17 protein-coding genes are annotated in these 21261 nt (G+C 70.7%); 5 read left to right on the forward strand and 12 right to left on the reverse strand.

Annotated elements, in window-relative coordinates:
- Positions 1-61: 61 nt before the first annotated feature.
- The 10 genes from ACIRF9_RS01250 to ACIRF9_RS01295 form a co-directional block, all read right to left on the reverse strand.
- Positions 62-1831 carry an IucA/IucC family protein gene (locus tag ACIRF9_RS01250; RefSeq protein WP_403814453.1) on the reverse strand — a complete coding sequence of 590 codons (1770 nt, stop codon included), beginning with the start codon at positions 1829-1831 and terminating at the stop codon, positions 62-64.
- Positions 1828-2376, reverse strand: coding sequence for a GNAT family N-acetyltransferase (locus tag ACIRF9_RS01255; RefSeq protein ID WP_403814456.1), 549 nt, complete (start codon positions 2374-2376; stop codon positions 1828-1830). The genes ACIRF9_RS01250 and ACIRF9_RS01255 overlap by 4 nt, the downstream gene beginning before the upstream one ends.
- Positions 2373-3662, reverse strand: a complete 1290-nt coding sequence (locus ACIRF9_RS01260; RefSeq protein ID WP_403814459.1) for a lysine N(6)-hydroxylase/L-ornithine N(5)-oxygenase family protein — start codon at positions 3660-3662, stop codon at positions 2373-2375. Before ACIRF9_RS01260 ends, ACIRF9_RS01255 begins: the two co-directional genes overlap by 4 nt.
- Positions 3646-5088, reverse strand: coding sequence for a lysine decarboxylase DesA (desA, locus tag ACIRF9_RS01265; RefSeq protein WP_403814462.1), 1443 nt, complete (start codon positions 5086-5088; stop codon positions 3646-3648). Before desA ends, ACIRF9_RS01260 begins: the two co-directional genes overlap by 17 nt.
- A gap of 136 nt (positions 5089-5224) precedes the next feature.
- Positions 5225-6034: a siderophore-interacting protein gene (locus ACIRF9_RS01270; protein ID WP_403814465.1), complete on the reverse strand. Its 810-nt coding sequence runs from the start codon at positions 6032-6034 to the stop codon at positions 5225-5227.
- 134 nt (positions 6035-6168) lie between these two features.
- A complete protein-coding gene (locus tag ACIRF9_RS01275) occupies positions 6169-7218 on the reverse strand; it encodes an ABC transporter substrate-binding protein (RefSeq protein WP_403814467.1) in 1050 nt (349 codons plus the stop codon).
- A gap of 188 nt (positions 7219-7406) precedes the next feature.
- A complete protein-coding gene (locus ACIRF9_RS01280) occupies positions 7407-8567 on the reverse strand; it encodes an acyl-CoA dehydrogenase family protein (protein WP_403814470.1) in 1161 nt (386 codons plus the stop codon).
- 6 nt (positions 8568-8573) lie between these two features.
- Positions 8574-9515: a hydroxymethylglutaryl-CoA lyase gene (locus ACIRF9_RS01285; protein WP_403814473.1), complete on the reverse strand. Its 942-nt coding sequence runs from the start codon at positions 9513-9515 to the stop codon at positions 8574-8576.
- The gene (locus ACIRF9_RS01290) at positions 9512-11545 is read right to left on the reverse strand and encodes an acetyl/propionyl/methylcrotonyl-CoA carboxylase subunit alpha (protein ID WP_403814476.1); all 2034 of its coding nucleotides are present in this window, start codon (positions 11543-11545) and stop codon (positions 9512-9514) included. Before ACIRF9_RS01290 ends, ACIRF9_RS01285 begins: the two co-directional genes overlap by 4 nt.
- A 44-nt stretch (positions 11546-11589) precedes the next feature.
- A complete protein-coding gene (locus ACIRF9_RS01295; protein WP_403814479.1) occupies positions 11590-13206 on the reverse strand; it encodes a carboxyl transferase domain-containing protein in 1617 nt (538 codons plus the stop codon).
- 96 nt (positions 13207-13302) lie between these two features.
- Between ACIRF9_RS01295 and ACIRF9_RS01300 the strand changes: the two genes are divergently transcribed.
- The 3 genes from ACIRF9_RS01300 to ACIRF9_RS01310 all read left to right on the forward strand — a co-directional run bounded on the left by ACIRF9_RS01300 (position 13303) and on the right by ACIRF9_RS01310 (position 16082).
- Entirely contained in the window at positions 13303-13896 is a 594-nt protein-coding gene (locus tag ACIRF9_RS01300) for a TetR/AcrR family transcriptional regulator (protein WP_403814482.1), read from the forward strand.
- A 119-nt stretch (positions 13897-14015) separates the two neighbouring features.
- Entirely contained in the window at positions 14016-15173 is a 1158-nt protein-coding gene (locus ACIRF9_RS01305) for an acyl-CoA dehydrogenase family protein (RefSeq protein ID WP_403816066.1), read from the forward strand.
- Between the two features lie 36 nt (positions 15174-15209).
- A complete protein-coding gene (locus tag ACIRF9_RS01310; protein WP_403814485.1) occupies positions 15210-16082 on the forward strand; it encodes an acyl-CoA thioesterase in 873 nt (290 codons plus the stop codon).
- 21 nt (positions 16083-16103) lie between these two features.
- Here ACIRF9_RS01310 and ACIRF9_RS01315 read toward each other — a convergent pair whose 3' ends face one another.
- Both ACIRF9_RS01315 and ACIRF9_RS01320 read right to left on the reverse strand, forming a co-directional pair.
- Positions 16104-16892 carry a phosphatase gene (locus tag ACIRF9_RS01315; protein ID WP_403814488.1) on the reverse strand — a complete coding sequence of 263 codons (789 nt, stop codon included), beginning with the start codon at positions 16890-16892 and terminating at the stop codon, positions 16104-16106.
- Positions 16893-16954: 62 nt separating this feature from the next.
- A complete protein-coding gene (locus ACIRF9_RS01320) occupies positions 16955-18496 on the reverse strand; it encodes a helix-turn-helix domain-containing protein (RefSeq protein WP_403814491.1) in 1542 nt (513 codons plus the stop codon).
- Between the two features lie 109 nt (positions 18497-18605).
- Between ACIRF9_RS01320 and speB the strand changes: the two genes are divergently transcribed.
- A complete protein-coding gene (speB, locus tag ACIRF9_RS01325; protein ID WP_403814494.1) occupies positions 18606-19574 on the forward strand; it encodes an agmatinase in 969 nt (322 codons plus the stop codon).
- On the forward strand, positions 19571-21256 hold the full coding sequence (locus ACIRF9_RS01330) for a thiamine pyrophosphate-binding protein (protein WP_403814497.1): 1686 nt from the start codon (positions 19571-19573) through the stop codon (positions 21254-21256). The genes speB and ACIRF9_RS01330 overlap by 4 nt, the downstream gene beginning before the upstream one ends.
- Positions 21257-21261 lie beyond the last annotated feature (5 nt).

Raw genomic sequence — 21261 nt, forward strand, 5'->3', positions numbered from 1 at the left:
CGGACTGTGCGTTCGGGACGGGGCTCGGGAGGACCGTACTCCCGAGCCCCGTCCGTCGCGATCAGAACCCCGTGACGGGATTTTTCAGGGTTCCGATCAGCTGGAGGGCGCCCGACGGGTCCGCCAGGTCCACCATCTGCTGGTTGTTGCGCAGCTGGAGCCGGTTGAGGCAGGACAGGGCGAACTCGGGGGCGAACATGTCGTACTGGCGGAACTTGTCGGCGAGTTCGGGGTTCGCGTCCTGGTAGGCGCGGGTGACCTCGGCGACCGTGCGCCAGAAGTCGTCCTCGTCCAGGATCCCCTCGCCGGCCAGGCCGGCCGCGAGGAAGCGGAAGAAGCAGTCGAAGACGTCCGTGAAGACGGACAGCAGCTTCTTGTCCTCGGGCACCTCGACGCGGATCCGGCGGACCTCCGGCGGCAGCACCGCGTCCGGGTCCAGGACCGCGATCTCCTCGGCGATGTCCTTGTAGATCGCCCGCTGCACGACCCCGTCCCTGAGCACGAGGATCGTGTTCTCGCCGTGCGGCATGAAGACCAGGTCGTAGGCGTAGAAACTGTGCAGCAGGGGCGTGTAGTACGCCTCGAGGTAGTGGCGCAGCCACGCCACCGGGGTCAGGCCCGACTGCTCGATCAGCGCGCCGGCCACCGACGCCCCCTGGTGGTCCACATGGATCAGGGAGGCCATGGTCGCGAGCGACTCGCCGTCCTGGAGCGTCGGCACCGGGCTCTCCCGCCACAGTGCGGCGAGCATCTTGCGGTACGGCGAGTAGCGGTCCGTCGCCGCCTCGTACTCCAGGTGCCGGTAGCCCACGGCCGCCCGCTCCCGGATGATCGACAGACCGGTCGACTTCAGCACCGGGTCGTTGTCGATGAGCTGGGCCAGCCAGTCGTTGATCGCCGGTGTCGCCTCCATGTACGCCGCCGAAAGGCCGCGCATGAAGCCCATGTTGAGGACGGACAGGGCCGTCTTCACATAGTGCTTCTCCGGGTGGGACCGGTTGAAGAAGGTCCGGATGGACTGCTGGGCCAGGTACTCGTCCTCGCCCTCGCCCAGGCACACCAGGTTCTGCCGCGCGACCTCGGCCGCGAAGGTGACGCTGAGCTTGTTCCACCACTGCCAGGGGTGGACGGGGATGAGGAGGTAGTCGGCGGGGTCCAGGCCCTGGTCGGTGAGCTGCCGCTCGAACCGCTCGACGGTCTCCTCGCCCAGCTCCTGCCGTACGAACGTCCCGTACTCGATCCCGACACCCGCCGTGAACGCCGCCCGCGACCTGTGGGCCGCCAGCCACACCAGCCGGACCGGGCTCGCCGTCTCCGGGGCGTAGGACAGGTACTCGTGGACGCCGAAGCCGAGCCGGCCGTTGTTGGCGACGAAGCAGGGGTGGCCCTCGGTCATACCGGTCTCGATGGCCTGGAAGCCGCTCCGGACCAGGTCCGCCGAGGTGATCTGCGGCTTGGTGAGCTTGTAGCAGGTGCCGGACAGGGTGGAGGAGACCTCCTCCAGGTAGACCGGCAGGATCTCGTCGCTCAGCCCGAGGGCCTGCTTGAGCTCGATGAAGAAGTCCAGTGCGGCGAGCGGGAGTTCGGCGCCGTCACGGGTGCGGGTGATCGAGTCGGCGTCCACCTGCCAGTGGTCCAGGGCACGGCGTACGGCGCTGAAGCGGTAGTACGTCAGCCCGTCGTCGCTGCGGACGACGTACTGTCCGCCCTGTTGCTCGGGCGTGATGAGCCGCTCGTGGGCGAACTCCGCGAGAGCCTTGCGGATCAGCAGACGGTTGGCCTTCTCCCAGCGCTCGGGGGAGAGGTGGGCCACGGCGTCGGAGAGGCTCATGCGGGCACCCCCGTCGCGGCCGGGCTGGGCCTGTTCTCGAACTGCTCCCGGGTGCAGAAGCTCAGCAGTGCCCTCTTCTCCGGCTTCCGGATCTCGCGTGCGGCGACGAAGCCGACGGTCTCGTTCAGGGCGTGGACGGCCGTGTTGGCGACGTCCGGCTCGACGACGACCCGGGAGGTGGCCGGGTCCTCGAAGAGGTGCGCCATCACGGCGGTGATGACGGCACGGGTGAAACCGTGCACGGGAGCGTCGGTCGCCGGGGTGAGGAAGTGCATGCCGACATCACCCGGCAACGGCTCGTACAGACCGACCAGTTCGCGGTGGACGGGGTCGTACTTCTCCATCAGGAAGACCGGGGTGCCGTCCTCGTCGAGGCCGAGCAGCGCGTGGTGGTGCGGGTCGGCGGCGATCTCCATGTAGGCGCGCTCGACGTCCACCAGCGAGGCGTCCTGCATCATCCAGTAGGCCGCTTTGGGATGCGTCACCCAGGAGTGCAGCAGCTCGGCGTCCCGCAGCGGGTCGAGCGGGCGGAAGGTGAAGGTCATACCGAGAACTCCTGGAACGCGATGGTCTTCTCGACCGGGTAGTACTCGCTGCCGAGCAGCTCGCGGATGATGGAGCTGTTGCGGTACGGACCCATGCCGAGGTCGGGGGACGTGATGGAGTGCGTGTGCACGCCGGCGTTCTGCAGGAACACGCCCCGGCCGGTGGTGTCGATGGCGTAGTTGCGGGCCACGTCGAAGCGGCCGTGCTCGTCGAAGCACAGGCGGTCGCGGACCGGCTCCAGGAAGGCCGGCGGCTCGTAGTGGTAGCCGGTGGCCAGCACCAGGCCCTCGGTGGCGATCTCGTACTCCTTGCCCTGCTCGTCCTGGCGGAAGCCGAGCCGGTACTCGCCGTCCTCCCAACGGGCGCTGTTCAGCGAGGAGTTGGTGAGGAGACGGGTGGGGACGGGCCGGTCGCCGTACTCGACGTCCTTCTGGTAGAGCAGATCGAAGATCGAGTCGATGAGGTCCGAGTTGATGCCCTTGAACAGGCCCTTCTGCTGCTTCTCCAGCCGGTAGCGGGTCTCCTCGGGCAGCGCGCGGAAGTAGTCGATGTAGTCCGGGGACGTCATCTCCAGGGTCAGCTTGGTGTACTCCAGCGGGAAGAACCGCGGGGACCGGGTGACCCAGTTGAGCCGGTAGCCGTGAACGTCGATCTCGGCGAGGAGCTCGTAGTAGATCTCGGCGGCGCTCTGTCCGCTGCCGACGATCGTGATGGACTTCTTCGACTGGAGCTCGGCCTTGCGCCGCATGTACTCGGCGTTGTGGAACAGCCCGCCGTCCAGGCCGCGGCAGACCTCCGGGACGTACGGGGTGGTGCCGGTGCCGAGGACGAGCCGGCGGGCGCGGTAGACGTCCCCGTCCGTGGTCCGTACGGCGTACAGCGCGTCGGTCTCGTCGTACGTCACCTCGGCGACCGTCGTCGAGAAGCGCACGCTGCTCAGCTTGCCGGCCGCCCAGCGGCAGTAGTCGTCGTACTCGACGCGCAGCGGGTAGAAGTTCTCCCGGATGTAGAACTGGTACAGCCGCCCCTTCTCCTTCAGGTAGTTGAGGAAGGAGTACGGCGACGTCGGGTCGGCCAGGGTGACCAGGTCCGACATGAACGGGGTCTGGAGGTGGGCGCCGTCGAGGAACATGCCGGCGTGCCACTCGAAGTCGGGCTTGGACTCCAGGAAGACGCCGTCGAGCGCGTTGATGGGCTCGGTGAGGCAGGCGAGGCCGAGGTTGAAGGGGCCGAGCCCGATGCCCACGAAGTCATAGGCGCGGCTGGCTTCAGGAAGCGCGTTCAAGGGACTCTCCCAGGTACTGCTCGGCGTGGCCGGCGATCAGGTCGAGGACGGCGGCGATGTCGGCCGCGGTGGTCTCGGGGTTGAGCAGGGTGAACTTCAGGTAGTGGCGGCCGCCCACCTTGGTGCCCGCGACCACCGCGTCACCGGAGGCGAACAGGGCCTTGCGGGCGTAGAGGTTGGCGCGGTCGATCTCCGAGGGGTCGGTGACGGCCTGCGGGATGTAGCGGAAGACCAGGGTGGACAGCGACGGCTGTACGACGACGTCGAAGCGGGGGTCGGCGGCCAGCAGGTCCCAGCCCTCGACGGCCAGGTCGCAGACCTCGTCGAAGAGCTGTCCGATGCCGTCGGCGCCCATGGTGCGCAGGGTCATCCACAGCTTGAGCGCGTCGAACCGGCGGGTGGTCTGCAGGGACTTGTCCACCTGGTTGGGGATACGTTCCTGCACCATGCGGCGCGGGTTCAGGTACTCGGCGTGGTAGGTGGCGTGGCGCAGCGTGGCCGCGTCCCGGACCAGCACGGCGGACGAACTCACCGGCTGGAAGAAGGACTTGTGGTAGTCGACGGTGACGGAGTCGGCGCGGTCGATGCCGTCGATGCGGCCCCGGTACTTGAGGGAGGCGAGCAGACCGCAGCCGTAGGCCGCGTCGACGTGCATCCAGGTGCCGTACTGGGCGCACAGCTCGGCGATCTCGGGCAACGGGTCGATGGAGCCGAAGTCGGTGGTGCCGGCGGTGGCGACGACGGCCATGGGGACGAGGCCGGCCTTCTTGCAGCGCTCCAGCTCATGGGCGAGCGCGACGGTCTGCATGCGCTTGTCGTGGTCGACGGGGATCGACACGACCGCGTCCTGGCCGAGGCCCAGCAGTTTCGCGGACTTCTTCACGCTGAAGTGGCTGACCTCGGAGGCGAAGATGCGCAGTTTCGCGAGCGAGTCGGTCTTGGCCTCCTCCCGGGCGAGCAGCAGCGCCTGGAGGTTGGACTGCGTGCCGCCGGAGGTGAACACCCCGTCGGCCGCCGGGCCGAGGCCGATGCGCTCGGTCGTCCAGTCGATCAGTTTCCGCTCGATGAGGGTGCCGCCGGCCGACTGGTCCCAGGTGTCCAGGGAGGAGTTGACGGCGGACAGCACGGCCTCGCCGAGGACGGCGGGGATGACGACCGGGCAGTTGAGGTGGGCGAGGTAGCGGGGGTGGTGGAAGTAGATCGCGTCGCGGAGGTAGACCTCCTCCAGCTCGTCGAGCACCGCGGCGGTGTCGTGCAGGGGCTGGTCCAGGTCGATGCCGTCGATACGGGGTGCGAGGGCGTCGACCGTGACGCCGGTGAACGGACGGTCGGTGGCGGCGATTTTGGCGGCCACCCGCTCGACTCCTTCGGTCACGGAGCGGCGGTACTGCTCCGCGGTCGTGTCATTGAGCAGGTGCGAGCGCATGGGAGGGCCCTCCGGGGGTGGGGACGGGTCCGCTGCGGGACGGACTGAGGGGCGGAACCTCGGGTTCAACTTAGGTTAGCCTAACCTAATTAACGCCCGCGAGGCTCCACCCCTCTGGTGACTGTGATCACGTCGGTCACTCGTGCTCGCGGAGCTGTTCCTCCGTCAAACCCTGGCGCCAGTACCCGACGAAGGTGACCCGACGCCGGTCGACCCCGCGCTCCCGCACGAAGTGACGGCGCAACGCCTTCACCGACCCCGACTCGCCCGCGATCCAGACGTACGGGTGCGCGGCGCGGGGCAGTCGGGCCTCCTGCACTGCTTCGAGGGAGGCCCCGGCGCCGACCCAGGTGATCTCGGCGTCCGCCAGGGTCATCAGGTCCTGCACGTTCCCGGGATCGTGCACCTCGATCCAGGCGCGCACCCGCTGCCCCGACGGCAGCGACTCCAGGATCGACGAGATCGCCGGAAGCGCCGTCTCGTCGCCCCACAGCACCACCAGATCGGTGTCCCGCGGCGGCCGGAACCGGATCGCCCGGTTGTCCGCCACGGCGGGCCCGAGCAGCACCACCCGGTCCCCGGCGGCCGCCCGCGCGGCCCACGCGGAGGCGGGCCCGGCGGGCGTGTGCAGCACGAAGTCGATGTCGATCTCATCGGGATCCCGCCGCAGGGCCCGCAACGTGTACGACCGCATCACGGCCCGTACGTCGTCCGGCAGTTCACGCCAGCCCTGCCACCACCCGTCCCCGAGCTCGAAGGGAACAGCGGGCGCGTCCTGCCCCGGGTGCGGCAGAAAGAGGGACAGGGACTGGTCACGCCCGTCGGAGAAGAAGTACTGAAGGTCTTCTCCGGCGAACGAAACCCGGACGAGCGACGAACCGAGCCGCCGAGTCCGAACCACCTGGAGCGAGAAAAACCGGAACGGGGCGGCAACGGCCGTGGTCATGGGGGAACTCCTGAAACGTGGAGCAGATCAACTAACCCAGGGGCGCGGGGCTGCAGCGATATGCGGCTCCGCCGCGTGGGCGCGACCAGCCACAACCGGACCCGCAGCTCGCCCACGACGTCAGGCCACCCTGATCAGGCGACCTTCTTCGCCTTCTCGAGAGCCTCAGCAAGGCTCTCCAGCAACGGCACACACTTCGCGTACGAGAGAATCGGCTCCGGCGACCGCCCGATGACCTGCCCGGCCTTGACGGCAGGCAGCTTCTTCCACGTCGCCTCCGTGATCGCCGAAGGCTGCAGCGCCGAGGTCCGGTCGTCCATCATGATGATGTCCGCCGCGTACTTGTCGACGTTCTCCCAGGACAGCGACTCGTACCAGCCGCCCCCCTCCTTCTTCGCGCTCTCCGGCGGCTCGACGAAGTTCACGCCGAGGGCCTTGAAGTACTCCAGGTCGATGGAGAGGTTGCTGCCGGAGACGTAGAACAGCTCCGCGCTGGCGGACCCGGCCATCACCTTGATGTCGGGCTTCGCCTTCGCCGCGGCGCGCAGCCGCGTCGCCGCGGCCTCGAACCGCTTCTTCGCGTCGGTGACCTCGGCCGCGGTCATGTCCGCGCCGAGCGACTCGGCCAGCTCCCACATCCGCTCCAGGGGAGCGGTGAGCTGACGGTCGTACACGGAGATGCCGACGCTCGGGGCCAGCTTGGCGATCTTGTCCTTGGACGCCTCGGGGACGTACCAGAGGGTGCCGGCGTCGTCGAACATCGTGGAGATGAGGACGTCGGGCGCGAGGGCCGCGTACTTCTCGACGTTGAACTCGTCCCAGACGTTGCCCAGGATCTCGACCTTGGAGATGTCCATGTCGCCGGCCTGGACGTCGGCCTTGCCGTCGGTGGTCTTCGTCGGGCCGAACACGCCCTTGACCTGGATGCCGTAGTCGTAGAGGGCGGCGCCTACGCCGGTGAACGCGACAATGTTCGCCGGGATCCTGTCGAGCTTCACGGTGGTGCCGCGGTCGTCCTTGAAGGTCCAGGGACCGGACTTGGCGGAGGCGCTCGCCGAAGAGTCCGAGCCACTGCTTTTCGCGTCGTCGTCCCCGCAGGCTGCGAGCACGGCACCGAGGCCGAGGGCGCCACCGGCGGCGAGGATGCCGCGGCGGGTGAGGTGGTTGGCTCTGGCGTTGGGCATGAGAGTGGCTGCTTTCGAACGTGCGGATCACCGCCGGACAAGTTCGAAGGTAGGTTAGCCTAACCTCAGATCTTGTCCAGAGCAGGGGTGATGTGATCCCGAACCTGTGGGATGTCTGTGCACGTTCCGGTTCCGCCAACTTGCCTGCTTTGAAGGCAAGTTGGCGGTGTGAGAACAGCTCTTTCCGGTCAGCCGGCCAGGCCCAGCTCCCGGGCGATCAGCATCCGCTGCACCTCGCTCGTGCCCTCACCGATCTCCAGGATCTTGGAGTCGCGCCACATCCGGGCCACCGGATACTCGTTCATGAACCCGTAGCCGCCGTGCACCTGGGTGGCGTCCCGGGCGTTGTCGACCGCGATCGTGGACGAGTACAGCTTCGCCAGGGCCGCCTCCTTCTTGAACGGCTCGCCCGCCACCAGCCGTGACGCGGCGTCACGCCACGCCAGACGGGCCGTGTGGGCCTTCATCTCCATGTCGGCGATCTTGAACTGGATCGCCTGGTTGGCACCGATCGGACGCCCGAAGGCATGCCGCTCCCGCGCGTACTTCACCGACTCGTCCACGCACCCCTGCGCCAGCCCCGTCGCCAGCGCCGCGATCGCGATCCGGCCCTCGTCGAGGATCCGCAGGAACTGCGCGTACCCGCGCCCCTCCTCGCCCAGCAGGTTCGCCGCCGGCACGCGCACGTCGGAGAAGGACAGTTCACGCGTGTCGGAGGCGTTCCAGCCGACCTTCGAGTAGGGCTGGGCGACCGTGAACCCCGGGGTGCCGGACGGGACGATGACCGCGGAGATCCGCGGCCCGCCGTCCGGCTTGCGGCCGGTGACCGCCGTGACCGTCACCAGGCCCGTGATGTCCGTGCCCGAGTTGGTGATGAAGCACTTGGTGCCGTTGATCACCCACTCGCCGGTCTCCGCGTCGAGGCGGGCCGTCGTCCGCGTCGCCCCCGCGTCCGAGCCGCCGTCCGGCTCGGTGAGACCGAACGCGCCCAGGATCTCGCCGGAACACAGCCGCGGCAGCCACTCACGCTTCTGCTCCGGCGTACCGAACAGATGGATCGGCATGGCGCCCAGCGAGACACCCGCCTCCAGGGTGATCGCCACGGACGAGTCGACCCGGGCGAGCTCCTCCAGGGCGATGCCGAGCGCCAGGTAGTCGCCGCCCATGCCGCCGTACTCCTCCGGGAACGGCAGCCCGAACAGGCCCATACGGCCCATCTCGCGGACGATCTCGTACGGGAACTCGTGCCGCTCGTAGAAGTCGCCGATCTTCGGCGCGACGACGTCGTGCGCGAACTGCTCGACCGTACGGCGGAGTTCTTCCAGCTCGGGGGAGAGACGGTGGTCCATGTCGGGTCACTGCTCCTTGTGGGACAGGGCTCGGACGGTGCGGGAGGGGCTGGGTCGGCCCAGTTGTTCGGCCATCCACACGCTGGTGGCGACGAGACGGCCGAGGTCGACCCCGGTGTCGATGCCGAGGCCCTGCAGCATCCACACGAGGTCTTCGGTGGCGAGGTTTCCGGTGGCGGACTTCGCGTACGGGCAGCCGCCGAGGCCGCCCGCGGAGGCGTCGACGGTGGTGACGCCGTGCTGGAGCGCCGCCAGGGTGTTGGCGAGCGCCTGGCCGTAGGTGTCGTGGAAGTGCACACCGACGACGTTCGTCGGCACGCCCTCCTCGCCCAGCAGGGAGAGCAGTTCGAGGACATGGCCGGGGGTCGCGACGCCGATGGTGTCGCCGAGGCTCAGCTCGTCGCAGCCCATGTCCCGCAGCGCCCTGCACACGCGCACGACCTGGTGGAGGGGGACCGCCCCCTCCCAGGGGTCGCCGAAGCACATGGAGACATAGCCGCGGACATGGCCGCCCTCGTCCTTCGCCCGCCGCACGACCGGCTCGAACACGGCGAGCGACTCGTCGAGCGTGCGGTTGAGGTTGGCCTTCGCGAAGGACTCGGTGGCGCTGGCGAACACGGCGACCCGGCGGGCGCCGAGCGCCAGGGCACGGTCCAGGCCGCGCTGGTTCGGCACGAGCACCGGAAGCGCCACGGGCAGCTCGGCGACCTGGGGGAACAGGTCCTCCGCGTCCGCCAGCTGGGGCACCCACTCGGGATGCACGAAGCTCGTCGCCTCGATCGTGGTCAGTCCCGCCTCGGCCAGCCGCCGGATGAACTCGGCCTTCACGGCGGTCGGCACGGCGGTCTTCTCGTTCTGCAGTCCGTCGCGCGCGCCGACCTCGTGGATCCTGACCCGCGCGGGCAGGTCGGGGGCCGGCACGGTCATCGGGAGCCCCTGAACGGTCATTCCGCAGCCTCCTCGTACGGGGTGATGACGGCCAGCACCTGGTCCATGGCGACCGTCGTCCCCGGGGTCACCTCCAGTTCGGCGACCGTGCCGGCGTGCGGGGCGGAGATGACGTGCTCCATCTTCATCGCCTCCACCACCAGCAGACTCTGACCCGCCGTCACCTCGTCGCCGACGGCCACCTTCACGACCGTCACCGTCCCGGGCATGGGCGCGGTGAGCGAGTCGGCACCCAAGTGCGCGGCGCCGGTCAGCGCGGCGGCCACCGGGTCGTGGTCCCGCACGTGCCAGGCGTCGCCGTCCCGGCCGAGCCAGGTGCCGTCCGGCAGTGCGGCGAAGGTGTGGCAGACGCCGTCGAGCCGGAAGGCGAACCGGTCCTCGGCACCGGGCCGCGAGGGCACGCCCCCGGACCCCCGAAGAGGCTTCTCCGCGCCGGGCAGCAGCAGCTCCGTCGCGCCGTCCGGCGTGCGCCGCGCGCGCACGGTGACCGGCTCGTGGCCCGGCACCCGGAGGTGGTGCGGCGTCCACGCCCGCTCGCCGCCCAGGCGCCAGCCGTCCCCGGCCGCGAACGGGTCGGCCCAGCCGGAGCCCTCGGCGGGCACGAGCGCGGCCTGACGCGCCAGCGCCGCCGCCGCGTAGACCTCGGCGGGCACGTCGTCCGTGACGAGCGCGTCCACGTCCCGCTCCACCAGCCCCGTGTCCAACTCGCCCGCCACGACCGCCGGATGGGCCAGCAGCCGCCGCAGGAAGCCCGCGTTGGTCTGCACGCCCAGCGTGACCGTCTCCGCGAGGGCGGCCCGCAGCTTTCTGAGTGCCGTCGCGCGGTCCGGGCCGTACGCGATGACCTTCGACAGCATCGGGTCGTACAGGCTGCCGACCTCGGTGCCCTCGCTCAGCCCGGAGTCGGTACGGACGCCGTCGCCCTGGGGTTCGTACAGCCGCAGCACGGTCCCGCCGGACGGCAGGAAGCCGCGCGCGCCCTCTTTGACGGACACAGTCTCGGCGCAGATACGCGCCTCGATCGCGTGCCCGGTGAGCCGTACGTCCCGCTGTCCGAAGGACAGCGGCTCGCCCGCCGCCACCCGCAGCTGCCACTCCACCAGGTCGAGCCCGGTGACGAGCTCGGTGACCGGGTGCTCCACCTGGAGACGGGTGTTCATCTCCATGAAGTAGTACGAGGAGGGGTCGCCGCCGGGGACGATGAACTCCACCGTGCCCGCGCCCCGGTACCCGCAGGAACGCGCCGCCTGCACGGCCGCCTCGCCCATCGCCGCCCGCGTCCCCTCGTCGAGCAGGACGCTCGGCGCCTCCTCGATCACCTTCTGGTGCCGGCGCTGGAGGGAGCACTCGCGCTCGCCCAGGTGGACGACGTTGCCGTGGCCGTCGGCCAGGACCTGGATCTCGATGTGGCGGGGCCGGTCGATCCACCGCTCGACGAGGAGCGTGTCGTCGCCGAAGGAGGCGCGGGCCTCACGGCGGGCGGCGGCGATCTCGTCGGCCAGCCGCTCCGCGTCCCGCACCAGCCGCATGCCCTTGCCGCCACCGCCGGCGGACGGCTTCAGCAGCACGGGTACGCCGATCTCCCCGGCTGCGGCGACGAGCTGCTCGTCCGTGAGACCGCTGCCGCTCGACCCCGGTACCACCGGCACCCCGGCGGCCCGCACGGTCTCCTTCGCCCGGATCTTGTCGCCCATGAGGGCGATCGCCTCGGCGGGCGGCCCGATGAACACCAGCCCCGCGTCGGCGCACGCGCGCGCGAAGCCCGCGTTCTCCGCCAGGAAGCCGTACCCCGGGTGGACGGCCTGCGCGCCCGTCCGCGCGGCGGCCTCCAGCAGCCGCTCCACCGACAGATAGCTCTCGGCCGCCGGAGCCGGACCGATCCGTACGGCGGTGTCGGCCTCCCGGACGTGCCGCGCGTCGGCGTCGGCGTCGGAGAAGACGGCGACCGAGCGCACGCCCATCGCCCGCAGGGTGCGGATGACCCGGACGGCGATCTCGCCCCGGTTGGCCACGAGCACGGTGTCGAACATCGTCGTCAAGCCCCTCACATCCAAGCCCCTCACATCCATGCCCCTCACATCCGGAAGACGCCGAACCGGGGCTCACCCAGTGGCGCGTTGGCACAGGCGGTCAGCGCGAGGCCCAGCACCTGGCGGGTCTCCAGCGGGTCGACGACCCCGTCGTCCCAGAGCCGGGCGGTCGCGTAGTAGGCGTTGCCCTGACGCTCGTACTGGGCGCGGATCGGGTCCTTGAAGGCCTCTTCCTCCTCCATGGGCCAGGTCTCCCCGCGGGCCTCCAGCTGGTCGCGCTTGACCGTGGCGAGGACGGAGGCGGCCTGCTCGCCGCCCATGACGGAGATCTTGGCGTTGGGCCACATCCACAGGAAGCGGGGCGAGTACGCCCGGCCGCACATGGAGTAGTTGCCCGCGCCGTAGGACCCGCCGACCACGACCGTCAGCTTGGGCACGCGCGTGCAGGCGACGGCGGTGACCATCTTCGCGCCGTGCTTGGCGATGCCGCCGGCCTCGTAGTCCTTGCCGACCATGAACCCGGAGATGTTCTGCAGGAACACCAGCGGGATCCCGCGCTGGTCGCACAGCTCGATGAAGTGGGCGCCCTTCTGGGCGGACTCGGAGAACAGGATGCCGTTGTTGGCGACGATCCCGACCGGGTGGCCGTGGATCCGGGCGAAGCCGGTGACCAGGGTCTGCCCGAACTCGGCCTTGAACTCGGCGAAACGGGAGCCGTCGACCACGCGCGCGATGATCTCCCGTACGTCGTAGGGGGTACGGGAGTCGACGGGCACCGCGCCGTACAGCCCGTAGGGGTCCACCTTGGGTTCCACGACGGGCGCGACCCGCCAGGGGAGCGGTCCGCGCGCGGGGAGCGTGGCGGCGATGTTCCGCACGATCCGCAGGGCGTGCGCGTCGTCCTCGGCGAGGTGGTCGGTGACCCCGGAGACCCGGGAGTGCACCTCGCCGCCGCCCAGCTCCTCCGCGGTGACGACCTCACCGGTGGCGGCCTTCACCAGCGGCGGGCCGCCCAGGAAGATGGTCCCCTGGTTGCGGACGATGACCGCCTCGTCGCTCATCGCCGGGACGTACGCCCCGCCGGCCGTGCACGAGCCGAGGACGGCGGCGATCTGCGGGATGCGGGCCGCCGACATCCGGGCCTGGTTGTAGAAGATCCGCCCGAAGTGCTCACGGTCCGGGAACACCTCGTCCTGCATGGGCAGGAAGGCGCCGCCCGAGTCGACCAGGTACAGACAGGGCAGACGGTTCTCCAGGGCCACCTCCTGCGCCCGGAGGTGCTTCTTCACCGTCATCGGGTAGTACGTCCCGCCCTTGACGGTGGCGTCGTTGGCGACGATCACGCACTCGCGCCCGCTGACCCGCCCGATCCCGGCGATGACCCCGGCGGCCGGGGCCTGCCCCTCGTACATCCCGTCGGCGGCGAGGGGCGCGAGCTCCAGGAAGGGCGAGCCCGGGTCGAGGAGGCCGTCCACCCGGTCCCGGGGCAGCAGCTTCCCGCGCGCGGTGTGCCGCGCCCGCGCCTTCTCGCCGCCTCCCAGCCGGGCGGCGGCGAGCTTGCCGCGCAGCTCCTCGACGAGTGCGCGGTGCGCCTCCTCGTTGGCCCGCCAGGCCTCCGACGCGGGGTCCGCCGCGCTCGTCAGCTCCGGTGCCTGTTCCATCCTGCGGTTCCCCTCACCCAGTGATCGCCTGTTAATGAGCGTTAACCATTTCCATCAGGTTAACGACCGCTAACCTCGCTGTCTAGAATTACCTCCATGGCCACCAGAACCGACGCCCCCACCCGCCGCGAGCAGATCCTCAAGGAGGCCGCGCGGCTGTTCGCCGAGCGCGGTTTCCACGGCGTCGGGGTCGACGAGATAGGAGCCGCGGTCGGCATCAGCGGCCCGGGTCTGTACCGGCACTTCCCGGGCAAGGACGCGATGCTCGCCGAGCTGCTGGTGGGGATCAGCGGCCAGCTCCTGACGGGCGCGCGGCGCCGTCTGGCGGAGGCCGACGGGGATGCGGCGGAGGTGGTCCTCGACTCGCTCATCGAGGGGCACATCGACTTCGCGATCGACGACCGCCCCCTGATCACCCTGCACGACCGCGAGCTGGACCGCCTCCGCGACAGCGACCGCAAGCTGGTCCGCCAGCTCCAGCGGCAGTACGTCGAGCTGTGGGTGGAGGTGGTCCGGGAGATCTATCCGGCCCTCACCGAACCGGCGGCCCGCTCGGCGGTCCACTCGGTCTTCGGCCTGCTGAACTCCACCCCGCACCTGGCCCGCCCCGGCTCCCTCCCGGGCCGCGCGGCCACCGCGGCCCTGCTGCACCGGATGGCGCGGGGGGCGTTCGCGGCCGCGGGAGCGTGACGAGCGTTACGGGCGTCGTGCCCGGATGACTCTGGACGCCTCTCCCTACCCACCGGTACGGTAATCATCTGAGCAAGCGCTTAGATATGGACCCTTTGAGCCAGGTGGAGGTGGCGGCGGTGCGCCGTACGGTGTTCAACGAGGATCACGAGGCGTTCCGGGAGACCCTCCGGGCCTTCATCGAGGCCGAGGTCGTCCCCGTGTACGACGAGTGGTTCGCCGCCGGCCAGGCGCCGCGCGAGTTCTACCACAAGCTCGCCGAGCTCGGCCTCTTCGGCATCACCGTGGGCGAGGAGTACGGCGGCGCCGGCATCGACTCGTACAAGTTCGAGGCCGTGATGTATGAGGAGACCGCCCGCGCGGGCGTCCAGTTCGGCGGCTCCGGCGTCCACGTCCTGCTCGGCCTGCCGTACATCAAGCTGCTCGCCACCGACGAGCAGAAGAAGCGCTACCTGCCGAAGTTCGTCTCCGCCGAGGAGATGTGGGCCATCGCGATGACCGAGCCGGGCACCGGCTCCGACCTCGCGGGCATGAAGACCACCGCCAAGCTCTCCGAGGACGGCACGCACTACGTCCTCAACGGCTCCAAGACCTTCATCACCGGTGGCGTGCACGCCGACCGCATGATCGTCTGCGCCCGCACCGCCGCGCCCACCGCCGAGGACCGCCGCCACGGCATATCCCTCTTCGTGGTCGACACCAAGGCCGAGGGCTACTCCGTCGGCCGCAAGCTCGACAAGCTCGGCCTGCGCACCTCCGACACCGCCGAGCTGGCGTTCGTCGACGTCAAGGTGCCCGTCGAGGACCTCCTCGGCGAGGAGAACAAGGGCTTCTACTACCTCGGCCACAACCTCGCCTCCGAGCGCTGGGGCATCGCCTACGGCGCCTACGCCCAGGCCAAGGCCGCCATCCGGTTCACCAAGCAGTACGTGAAGGACCGCGTCGTCTTCGGCCAGCCGGTCGCCGCGTTCCAGAACACCAAGTTCGAGCTGGCCGCCTGCCAGGCCGAGGTGGACGCCGCCGAGGCCGTCGTCGACCGCGCCACGGAGGCCCTCGACGCCGGTGAGCTGACCGCCGCCGAGGCCGCCAGCGCCAAGCTGTTCACCACCGAGGTCGCCCACCGCGTCATCGACCGCTGCCTCCAGCTGCACGGCGGCTACGGCTTCATGAACGAGTACCCGATCGCCCGCCTGTACGCGGACAACCGCGTCAACCGGATCTACGGCGGCACCAGCGAGATCATGAAGACGATCATCGCGAAGGACATGGGTCTGTAAGGTCCCGGCAATTACTGGCCGGTACAAATAAACGCCATGAGCCAGGCACTTCAGGATCTCCTCGATCTGCTCGACCTCGAGCAGATCGAGGAGAACATCTTCCGCGGCCAGTCCCGCTCCGCCGTCGTCCCCCGCGTCTTCGGGGGACAGGTGGCGGCGCAGGCGCTGGTCGCCGCCGGGCGTACGGTCCCCGCGGACCGGCACGCCCACTCCCTGCACGCGTACTTCCTGCGCATGGGCGACCCGGGCGCCCCCATCGTCTACAACGTCGAGCGGATCCGCGACGGCCGCTCCTTCACCACCCGCCGCGCGGTCGCCGTCCAGCACGGCCGGCCGATCTTCGCGCTGTCGGCGTCCTTCCAGACGTACGAGGAGGGCCTCGACCACCAGGCCCCCATGCCGCCCGCACCCGACCCCGAGACCGTCCCCACCGGACAGGAACGACTGCGCGGCTACGACCATCTCGACCCGGTGATCGTCGAGCGGTTCATCGAGGCCCGCGAGGCGATCGACCTGCGGTACGTCGACGACCCGCCGTACGGCAGGTTCGGCGAGCCGCGCGAACCGCACAGCCAGGTCTGGTTCCGCACCAACGGCAAGCTGGCGGACGACCCGCTGCTGCACGTCGTCCTCGCCACGTACGTCTCCGACATGACCCTCCTCGACTCGATCCTCCTCGCGCACGGGCGCGGCGGCTGGGCCGTCGGGGACGTCGTCGGGGCCTCCCTGGACCACGCGATGTGGTTCCACCGGCCGTTCCGCGCCGACGAGTGGCTGCTCTACGACCAGGAGTCGCCGTCCGCGTCCGGCGGGCGCGGCCTCGGCCAGGCCCGCATCTACACCCAGGACGGACGGCTCGCGGTCTCGGTGATCCAGGAGGGCGTGGTCCGCGTCCCCCACGAGGACTGAGGGACGCGGAGGGGGCCGGGCCTACTCCAGGCCGGCCGCCGCCAGCAGGTACGCCACCATCGGGTCGTAGTGCCGCGGGGTGACGACATGGTCGTCGAGAGGGACCGCCACCTGCACGGTCCCCTCCGATTCCGCGATGAACAGACCGGGGTCGTTGCAGTCGGCGTACCCGACGGAGTCGATGCCGTGCCGGCCCGCGTACCCCGCCCAGCCGTGGTCGGCGACGACCAGGTCAGGCAGCGGGCGCCCCTCGCGCTCCAGCGCCGTCAGGATCGCCTTCATCGGCTCACCCGAGTGGGTGTGCCACAGCGTGGCGCCGTGCTCGAGCACCGCCACGTCCGCGACCTGCCACACATACCCCTCGTCCGTCCGCAGCCCGTCCGGGATGACGACGATCTCGCAGCCGGCCGTGCGCAGCGCGGCGGCGGTGGAGCGGTGCACATCGAGCAGACCGCCCGGGTGGCCGGTGGCGAACAGCACCCGCTGGCGCCCCTCGGCGGCCTTGCGCAGCCGCGCCGCCATCCGGTCCAGACCGTCGACGGTCAGCTCGGGGTCGATGGTGTCCTGCCCGTACCGGTACTCCGGATCGTCGTTGACACCCACCCGCTCCGCCATCACCGCGAGCACGTCCTGCTCGTCGCTCCAGCGGTCGCCGAGTTCCAGGCCCAGCCAGTAGTTGCGGTTGCCGTTCGCGAGCTGGCGGTAGTGGGAGAGGTTGTTCTCGCGCGGGGTCGCGACCTCACCCGCGATACGGGTCTTGACGAGGTGGTCGACGAGCTCGGCGCGGCTGGGGATCCCGGGTATCGGCATGGTCTCCATTGTGGGGCAGCGGCCTCGGCCCGTCGCCGCTGTTCCGAGCGCTGGGACGTGCGTCACTGGTCGGTCACGCGCAGGGCGAACCACAGTTCCATCCGGACGTCCGGGTCGTCCAGATCCGTCCCCAGCAGCGCCGCGCACCTGGCGATCCGCTGCCGCACGGTGTTGCGGTGCACGGCCAGCGCGACCGCCGTCCGGTCCCAGCTGCCGTGCAGGGACAGCCAGGTGCGCAGGGTCTCGGCGAGGGCCTGCCGGCCGGCGAGCGGCGCGAGGAGGGTACGGGCGTGGTCCTCGGCGGCGTCGGGCGGGACCAGGCCCGTGAGGCCCGCGCGGGATCCGTGCCGGACGAGGGGTGTGCGGGTCGCTCGGGCGCGGGCGAGGGCGCGGGTCGCTTGGGCGTCGGCGGCCGCGAGTTGGTGGGGTTCCGTCGCGTCGCTGACGCCGAGGGTCCAGCCGGGCTGGGGTTCTGGTGTGCGGCCGGCTGGTACGAGGATGCGTACGACGTCTTTGTCGAGATCGATCAGAGTTGAGCCGAAGGTGGCGCCTAGCGCGGTGGCGGTGAGCTGGTCTGGCGGGTGCGGGAGCGTTGTGGCTGGTCGCGCCCCGCGGCGGAGCCGCATATCGACAGGGCCCCGCGCCCCTGAGTTGGCCACCTCCCGTTGCGCAGAAGGCGAGGCGTGTACGACGAACCATCGGTCGCCGGTGTCCAGCAGGGGTGTCACCTCCTCCGGTGTCGCTCCCAGCAGTAGGCGTACGAGGGCCGACGTGCGGGCCGTGCCCGAGCCCGTCTCCTGGGCGCCCGTGAGGAGCGTCAGGAGGACCGCCGCCACCGAGGCGATGGTGTGGTCGCCGGGGGTGTGGGCGGGGGTGGCCACCGCCAGGACGAAGTCCTGGCTCAGAGCGTAGGCCGTGAGGTGGGTGCCGTGGGGCGTGGTGGCGCTGGCGGTGGCGGAGCCGCGGGCGGTGAGCTGGTGGGCCAGGTCGGACAAGGAGCCGTCGGTGTCCGGTGGCCCTCCCGCCGTAGCGATCTCCGTGCCCTCCGGTCCGTACAGCACCGCCCGTCCCCCGACCCGCTGGGCCAGCCGGTGCAGGACGGAGGGGACCGGGTCGGGGCGGGCGGCGGCGGAGGCGAGGCTCTGCTGGGCCTCGGTCACCCGGCGCAACTCGGCCGTGCGGGCCCGCTCCATCAGCTGCCAGACCGCGCGGGCCACGGTCGCGAAGGTGGTCCGCGGCGGCACCTCGATGAGCGGCAGCTCGTACGCCTCACAGGCCGCGACCAGCGCGCGCGGCACCGTGTCGTGCACCGGCGCCACCCCGAACCCGAGCGCCGCGCCGCCCGCCGCCACGATCCGCGAGACGTAGTCGTCGAAGTAGGTCCCGGATCCGGCCGCCTCCGGAATGTGCACCCCGGCGGTCAGCAGCAGCTCCCCGCCGAGCAGGTACGGGTACGGATCGGCCATCTCCGAGGTGTGCGCCCCGTGCAGGACCGTACCGGCGTCGGCGGGCCCGGCGATCTGCCGCAGCTCCAGGTCCTCCCGGGCCAGCAGCGCGGCGAGCGGGACCGGCGGGGTGAGGGGAACGGAGGGCTGCTCGGACACGTGTGCGTTCCCTCCACTCCATGGGTACCAGTTGGATGAAACGTACACTTCGCGGTCGCGTTCCGCCCACCTATCGTTGACGCAACCCGCAGAAAGAAGGCATTCGACCATGAGCAGCAACGAGACGCCCCGCGGCCCCGTCGACTCCTCCCGCATCCCGCGGTACGCCGGTCCCGCGACCTTCGCCCGGCTGCCCCGCCTCGACGAGGTCGGCCGCGCGGACGTCGCCGTCGTGGGCGTGCCGTTCGACTCGGGCGTCTCCTACCGGCCGGGCGCCCGCTTCGGCGGCAACGCGATCCGTGAGGCGTCCCGGCTGCTGCGCCCGTACAACCCGGCGCAGGACGCCTCCCCCTTCGCCCTCGCGCAGGTCGCGGACGGCGGCGACATCGCCGTGAACCCGTTCGACATCAACGAGGCCGTCGAGACGGTCGAGGCCGCGGCGGACGAGCTGCTCGGCACCGGCGCCCGGCTGATGACCCTCGGCGGTGACCACACCATCGCGCTCCCGCTGCTGCGGTCGGTGGCCAAGAAGCACGGCCCCGTCGCCCTGCTCCACTTCGACGCCCACCTCGACACCTGGGACACGTACTTCGGGGCCGAGTACACGCACGGGACCCCGTTCCGCCGGGCGGTGGAGGAGGGCATCCTCGACACCGAGGCCCTCTCGCACGTCGGCACGCGCGGCCCCCTGTACGGCAAGCAGGACCTCACCGACGACGAGAAGATGGGCTTCGGCATCGTCACCTCCGCGGACATCTACCGCCGCGGCGCCGACGAGGTCGCCGACCAGCTGCGGCAGCGCATCGGCGACCGGCCGCTGTACATCTCCATCGACATCGACTGCCTCGACCCGGCGCACGCCCCCGGCACCGGAACCCCCGAGGCCGGCGGCATGACCTCCCGCGAACTCCTCGAGATCCTGCGCGGCCTGGCGTCGTGCAACCTGGTCTCGGCGGATGTCGTGGAGGTGGCCCCCGCGTACGATCACGCGGAGATCACGTCGGTGGCCGCGTCCCACACGGCGTACGAACTGACCACGATCATGTCCCGTCAGATTGCCGAGGCCCGCTCGAAGTGACCCACGACCACGACCTGGTGCTCCGCCCGACGGCCGCGCAGACGGAGGCCGCACTCAATCCTCCCCCCGGCCGCATCGGCGGAGACCTGGTCGTGGAGACCCTGGCCGCGCTCGGCGCGACCACGGTCTTCGGCCTGCCCGGCCAGCACGCGCTGGGCATGTTCGACGCGCTGCGCCGCTCCTCCCTCCGGTACGTCGGCCTGCGGGTGGAGAACAACGCGGGCTTCGCGGCGGACGCGTACGGCAGGATCACCGGCGAGGCCGCCCCCCTGTTCCTGTCCACGGGTCCCGGCGCGCTGACGTCCCTGGCCGCGCTCCAGGAGGCGGCGTCCGCCTCCGCCCCCGTCCTGGCGATCAGCAGCCAGATCCCGAGGGCGGGTCTGGGCGGCGGCAGGCACGGCTATCTGCACGAACTGCCCGACCAGTCGGCCTCCTTCAGGGGCGTGGTGAAGTCGGTGCACACCGTCCGCACCCAGTCCCAGATCCCCTCGGCGATCGCGGAGGCCTGGAAGTCGGCGCTGACGGCCCCGCACGGCCCGGTGTGGGTGGAGATCCCCCAGGACGTGCTCCTGGCGGAGACCGCCGTCCCCGTGGTCACGGGCGGGGACGCCTTCCCCGAGGAGCTGCCGCCCCGCCCCGAACTGACCGCCGTGGCCGCCGACCTGCTCTCCCGCGCTGCCCGCCCGGCGATCATCGCGGGCGGGGGAGTGGTGAGGTCGGACGCCTCGGGCAAGCTGAGGCGGCTGGCGGAACTGATCGACGCGCCCGTCGTCACGACCTTCGGCGGCAAGGGCGCGTTTCCCTGGACGCACCCGCTGTCCCTCCGGTCCTGGCTGGAGGACCGCCACACGACCGACTTCCTGGAGGACGCGGACGTCCTGCTGGTGATCGGCTCGGGCCTCGGCGAACTGTCCTCGAACTACCACACCTTCACCCCCCGCGGCCGGGTGATCCAGATCGAGGCGGACCTCGGCAAACTGGAGTCCAACCACCCGGCCCTCGGTATCCACGCGGACGCCCGCCTGGCCCTCCAGGCCCTGCTGGAGACGGTGACTCCCCGCGAGGACCCGGAGGCCCCGGCCCGCGTACGGACCGTCCTGTCCCGCGTCTCGGAACGCATCGCGGCGCAGGAACTCACCCTGGAACAGGACCTGCTGGCGTCGATCCGCAGGGCACTCCCGTCGGACTCCCCGTCGTTCTGGGACATGACGATCCTGTCGTACTGGGCCTGGTCGGCCTTCGATCCCAAGGCCCCCAACACCATGCACTCCGCCCAGGGCGCCGGCGGTCTCGGCTACGCCTTCCCGGCGGCCCTCGGCGCGGCGGCCGCCGACCCGACCCGCCCGGTCCTGGCGGTCTCCGGCGACGGCGGCGCCCTCTACTCGATCGCCGAACTCGCGACCGCCAAGCAGTACGCCCTCCCGGTCACCTGGCTCGTCGTCGACGACGGCGGCTACGGCATCCTCCGCGAGTACATGACGGACGCCTTCGGCGAGACCACGGCGACAGAACTGACCCGCCCCGACTACGTGGCACTGGCGGAGTCGTTCGGCGTACCGGGAACACTGACGTCCCCGCAAACCCTGGAGGCGGACCTGACGAAGGCCCTGACGGCACCGGGTCCGTCGGTGGTCGTCCTCCCGGCCCTGCTGAAAATGTTCGCTCCGACGCACCTCGACTGAGGCAT

It is taken from the genome of Streptomyces sp. NPDC096132 (assembly GCF_044763345.1).
GTDB lineage: Bacteria > Actinomycetota > Actinomycetes > Streptomycetales > Streptomycetaceae > Streptomyces.

Excerpts from the sequence above, each read along its gene's own strand:
- ACIRF9_RS01250 (WP_403814453.1), bottom strand. The coding sequence starts at position 1,831 with ATGAGCCTCTCCGACGCCGTGGCCCACCTCTCCCCCGAGCGCTGGGAG.
- ACIRF9_RS01255 (WP_403814456.1), bottom strand. The coding sequence starts at position 2,376 with ATGACCTTCACCTTCCGCCCGCTCGACCCGCTGCGGGACGCCGAGCTG.
- desA (WP_403814462.1), bottom strand. The coding sequence starts at position 5,088 with ATGCGCTCGCACCTGCTCAATGACACGACCGCGGAGCAGTACCGCCGC.
- ACIRF9_RS01270 (WP_403814465.1), bottom strand. The coding sequence starts at position 6,034 with ATGACCACGGCCGTTGCCGCCCCGTTCCGGTTTTTCTCGCTCCAGGTG.
- ACIRF9_RS01275 (WP_403814467.1), bottom strand. The coding sequence starts at position 7,218 with ATGCCCAACGCCAGAGCCAACCACCTCACCCGCCGCGGCATCCTCGCC.
- ACIRF9_RS01280 (WP_403814470.1), bottom strand. The coding sequence starts at position 8,567 with ATGGACCACCGTCTCTCCCCCGAGCTGGAAGAACTCCGCCGTACGGTC.
- ACIRF9_RS01285 (WP_403814473.1), bottom strand. The coding sequence starts at position 9,515 with ATGACCGTTCAGGGGCTCCCGATGACCGTGCCGGCCCCCGACCTGCCC.
- ACIRF9_RS01290 (WP_403814476.1), bottom strand. The coding sequence starts at position 11,545 with ATGTTCGACACCGTGCTCGTGGCCAACCGGGGCGAGATCGCCGTCCGG.
- ACIRF9_RS01295 (WP_403814479.1), bottom strand. The coding sequence starts at position 13,206 with ATGGAACAGGCACCGGAGCTGACGAGCGCGGCGGACCCCGCGTCGGAG.
- ACIRF9_RS01300 (WP_403814482.1), top strand. The coding sequence starts at position 13,303 with ATGGCCACCAGAACCGACGCCCCCACCCGCCGCGAGCAGATCCTCAAG.
- ACIRF9_RS01310 (WP_403814485.1), top strand. The coding sequence starts at position 15,210 with ATGAGCCAGGCACTTCAGGATCTCCTCGATCTGCTCGACCTCGAGCAG.
- ACIRF9_RS01315 (WP_403814488.1), bottom strand. The coding sequence starts at position 16,892 with ATGCCGATACCCGGGATCCCCAGCCGCGCCGAGCTCGTCGACCACCTC.
- speB (WP_403814494.1), top strand. The coding sequence starts at position 18,606 with ATGAGCAGCAACGAGACGCCCCGCGGCCCCGTCGACTCCTCCCGCATC.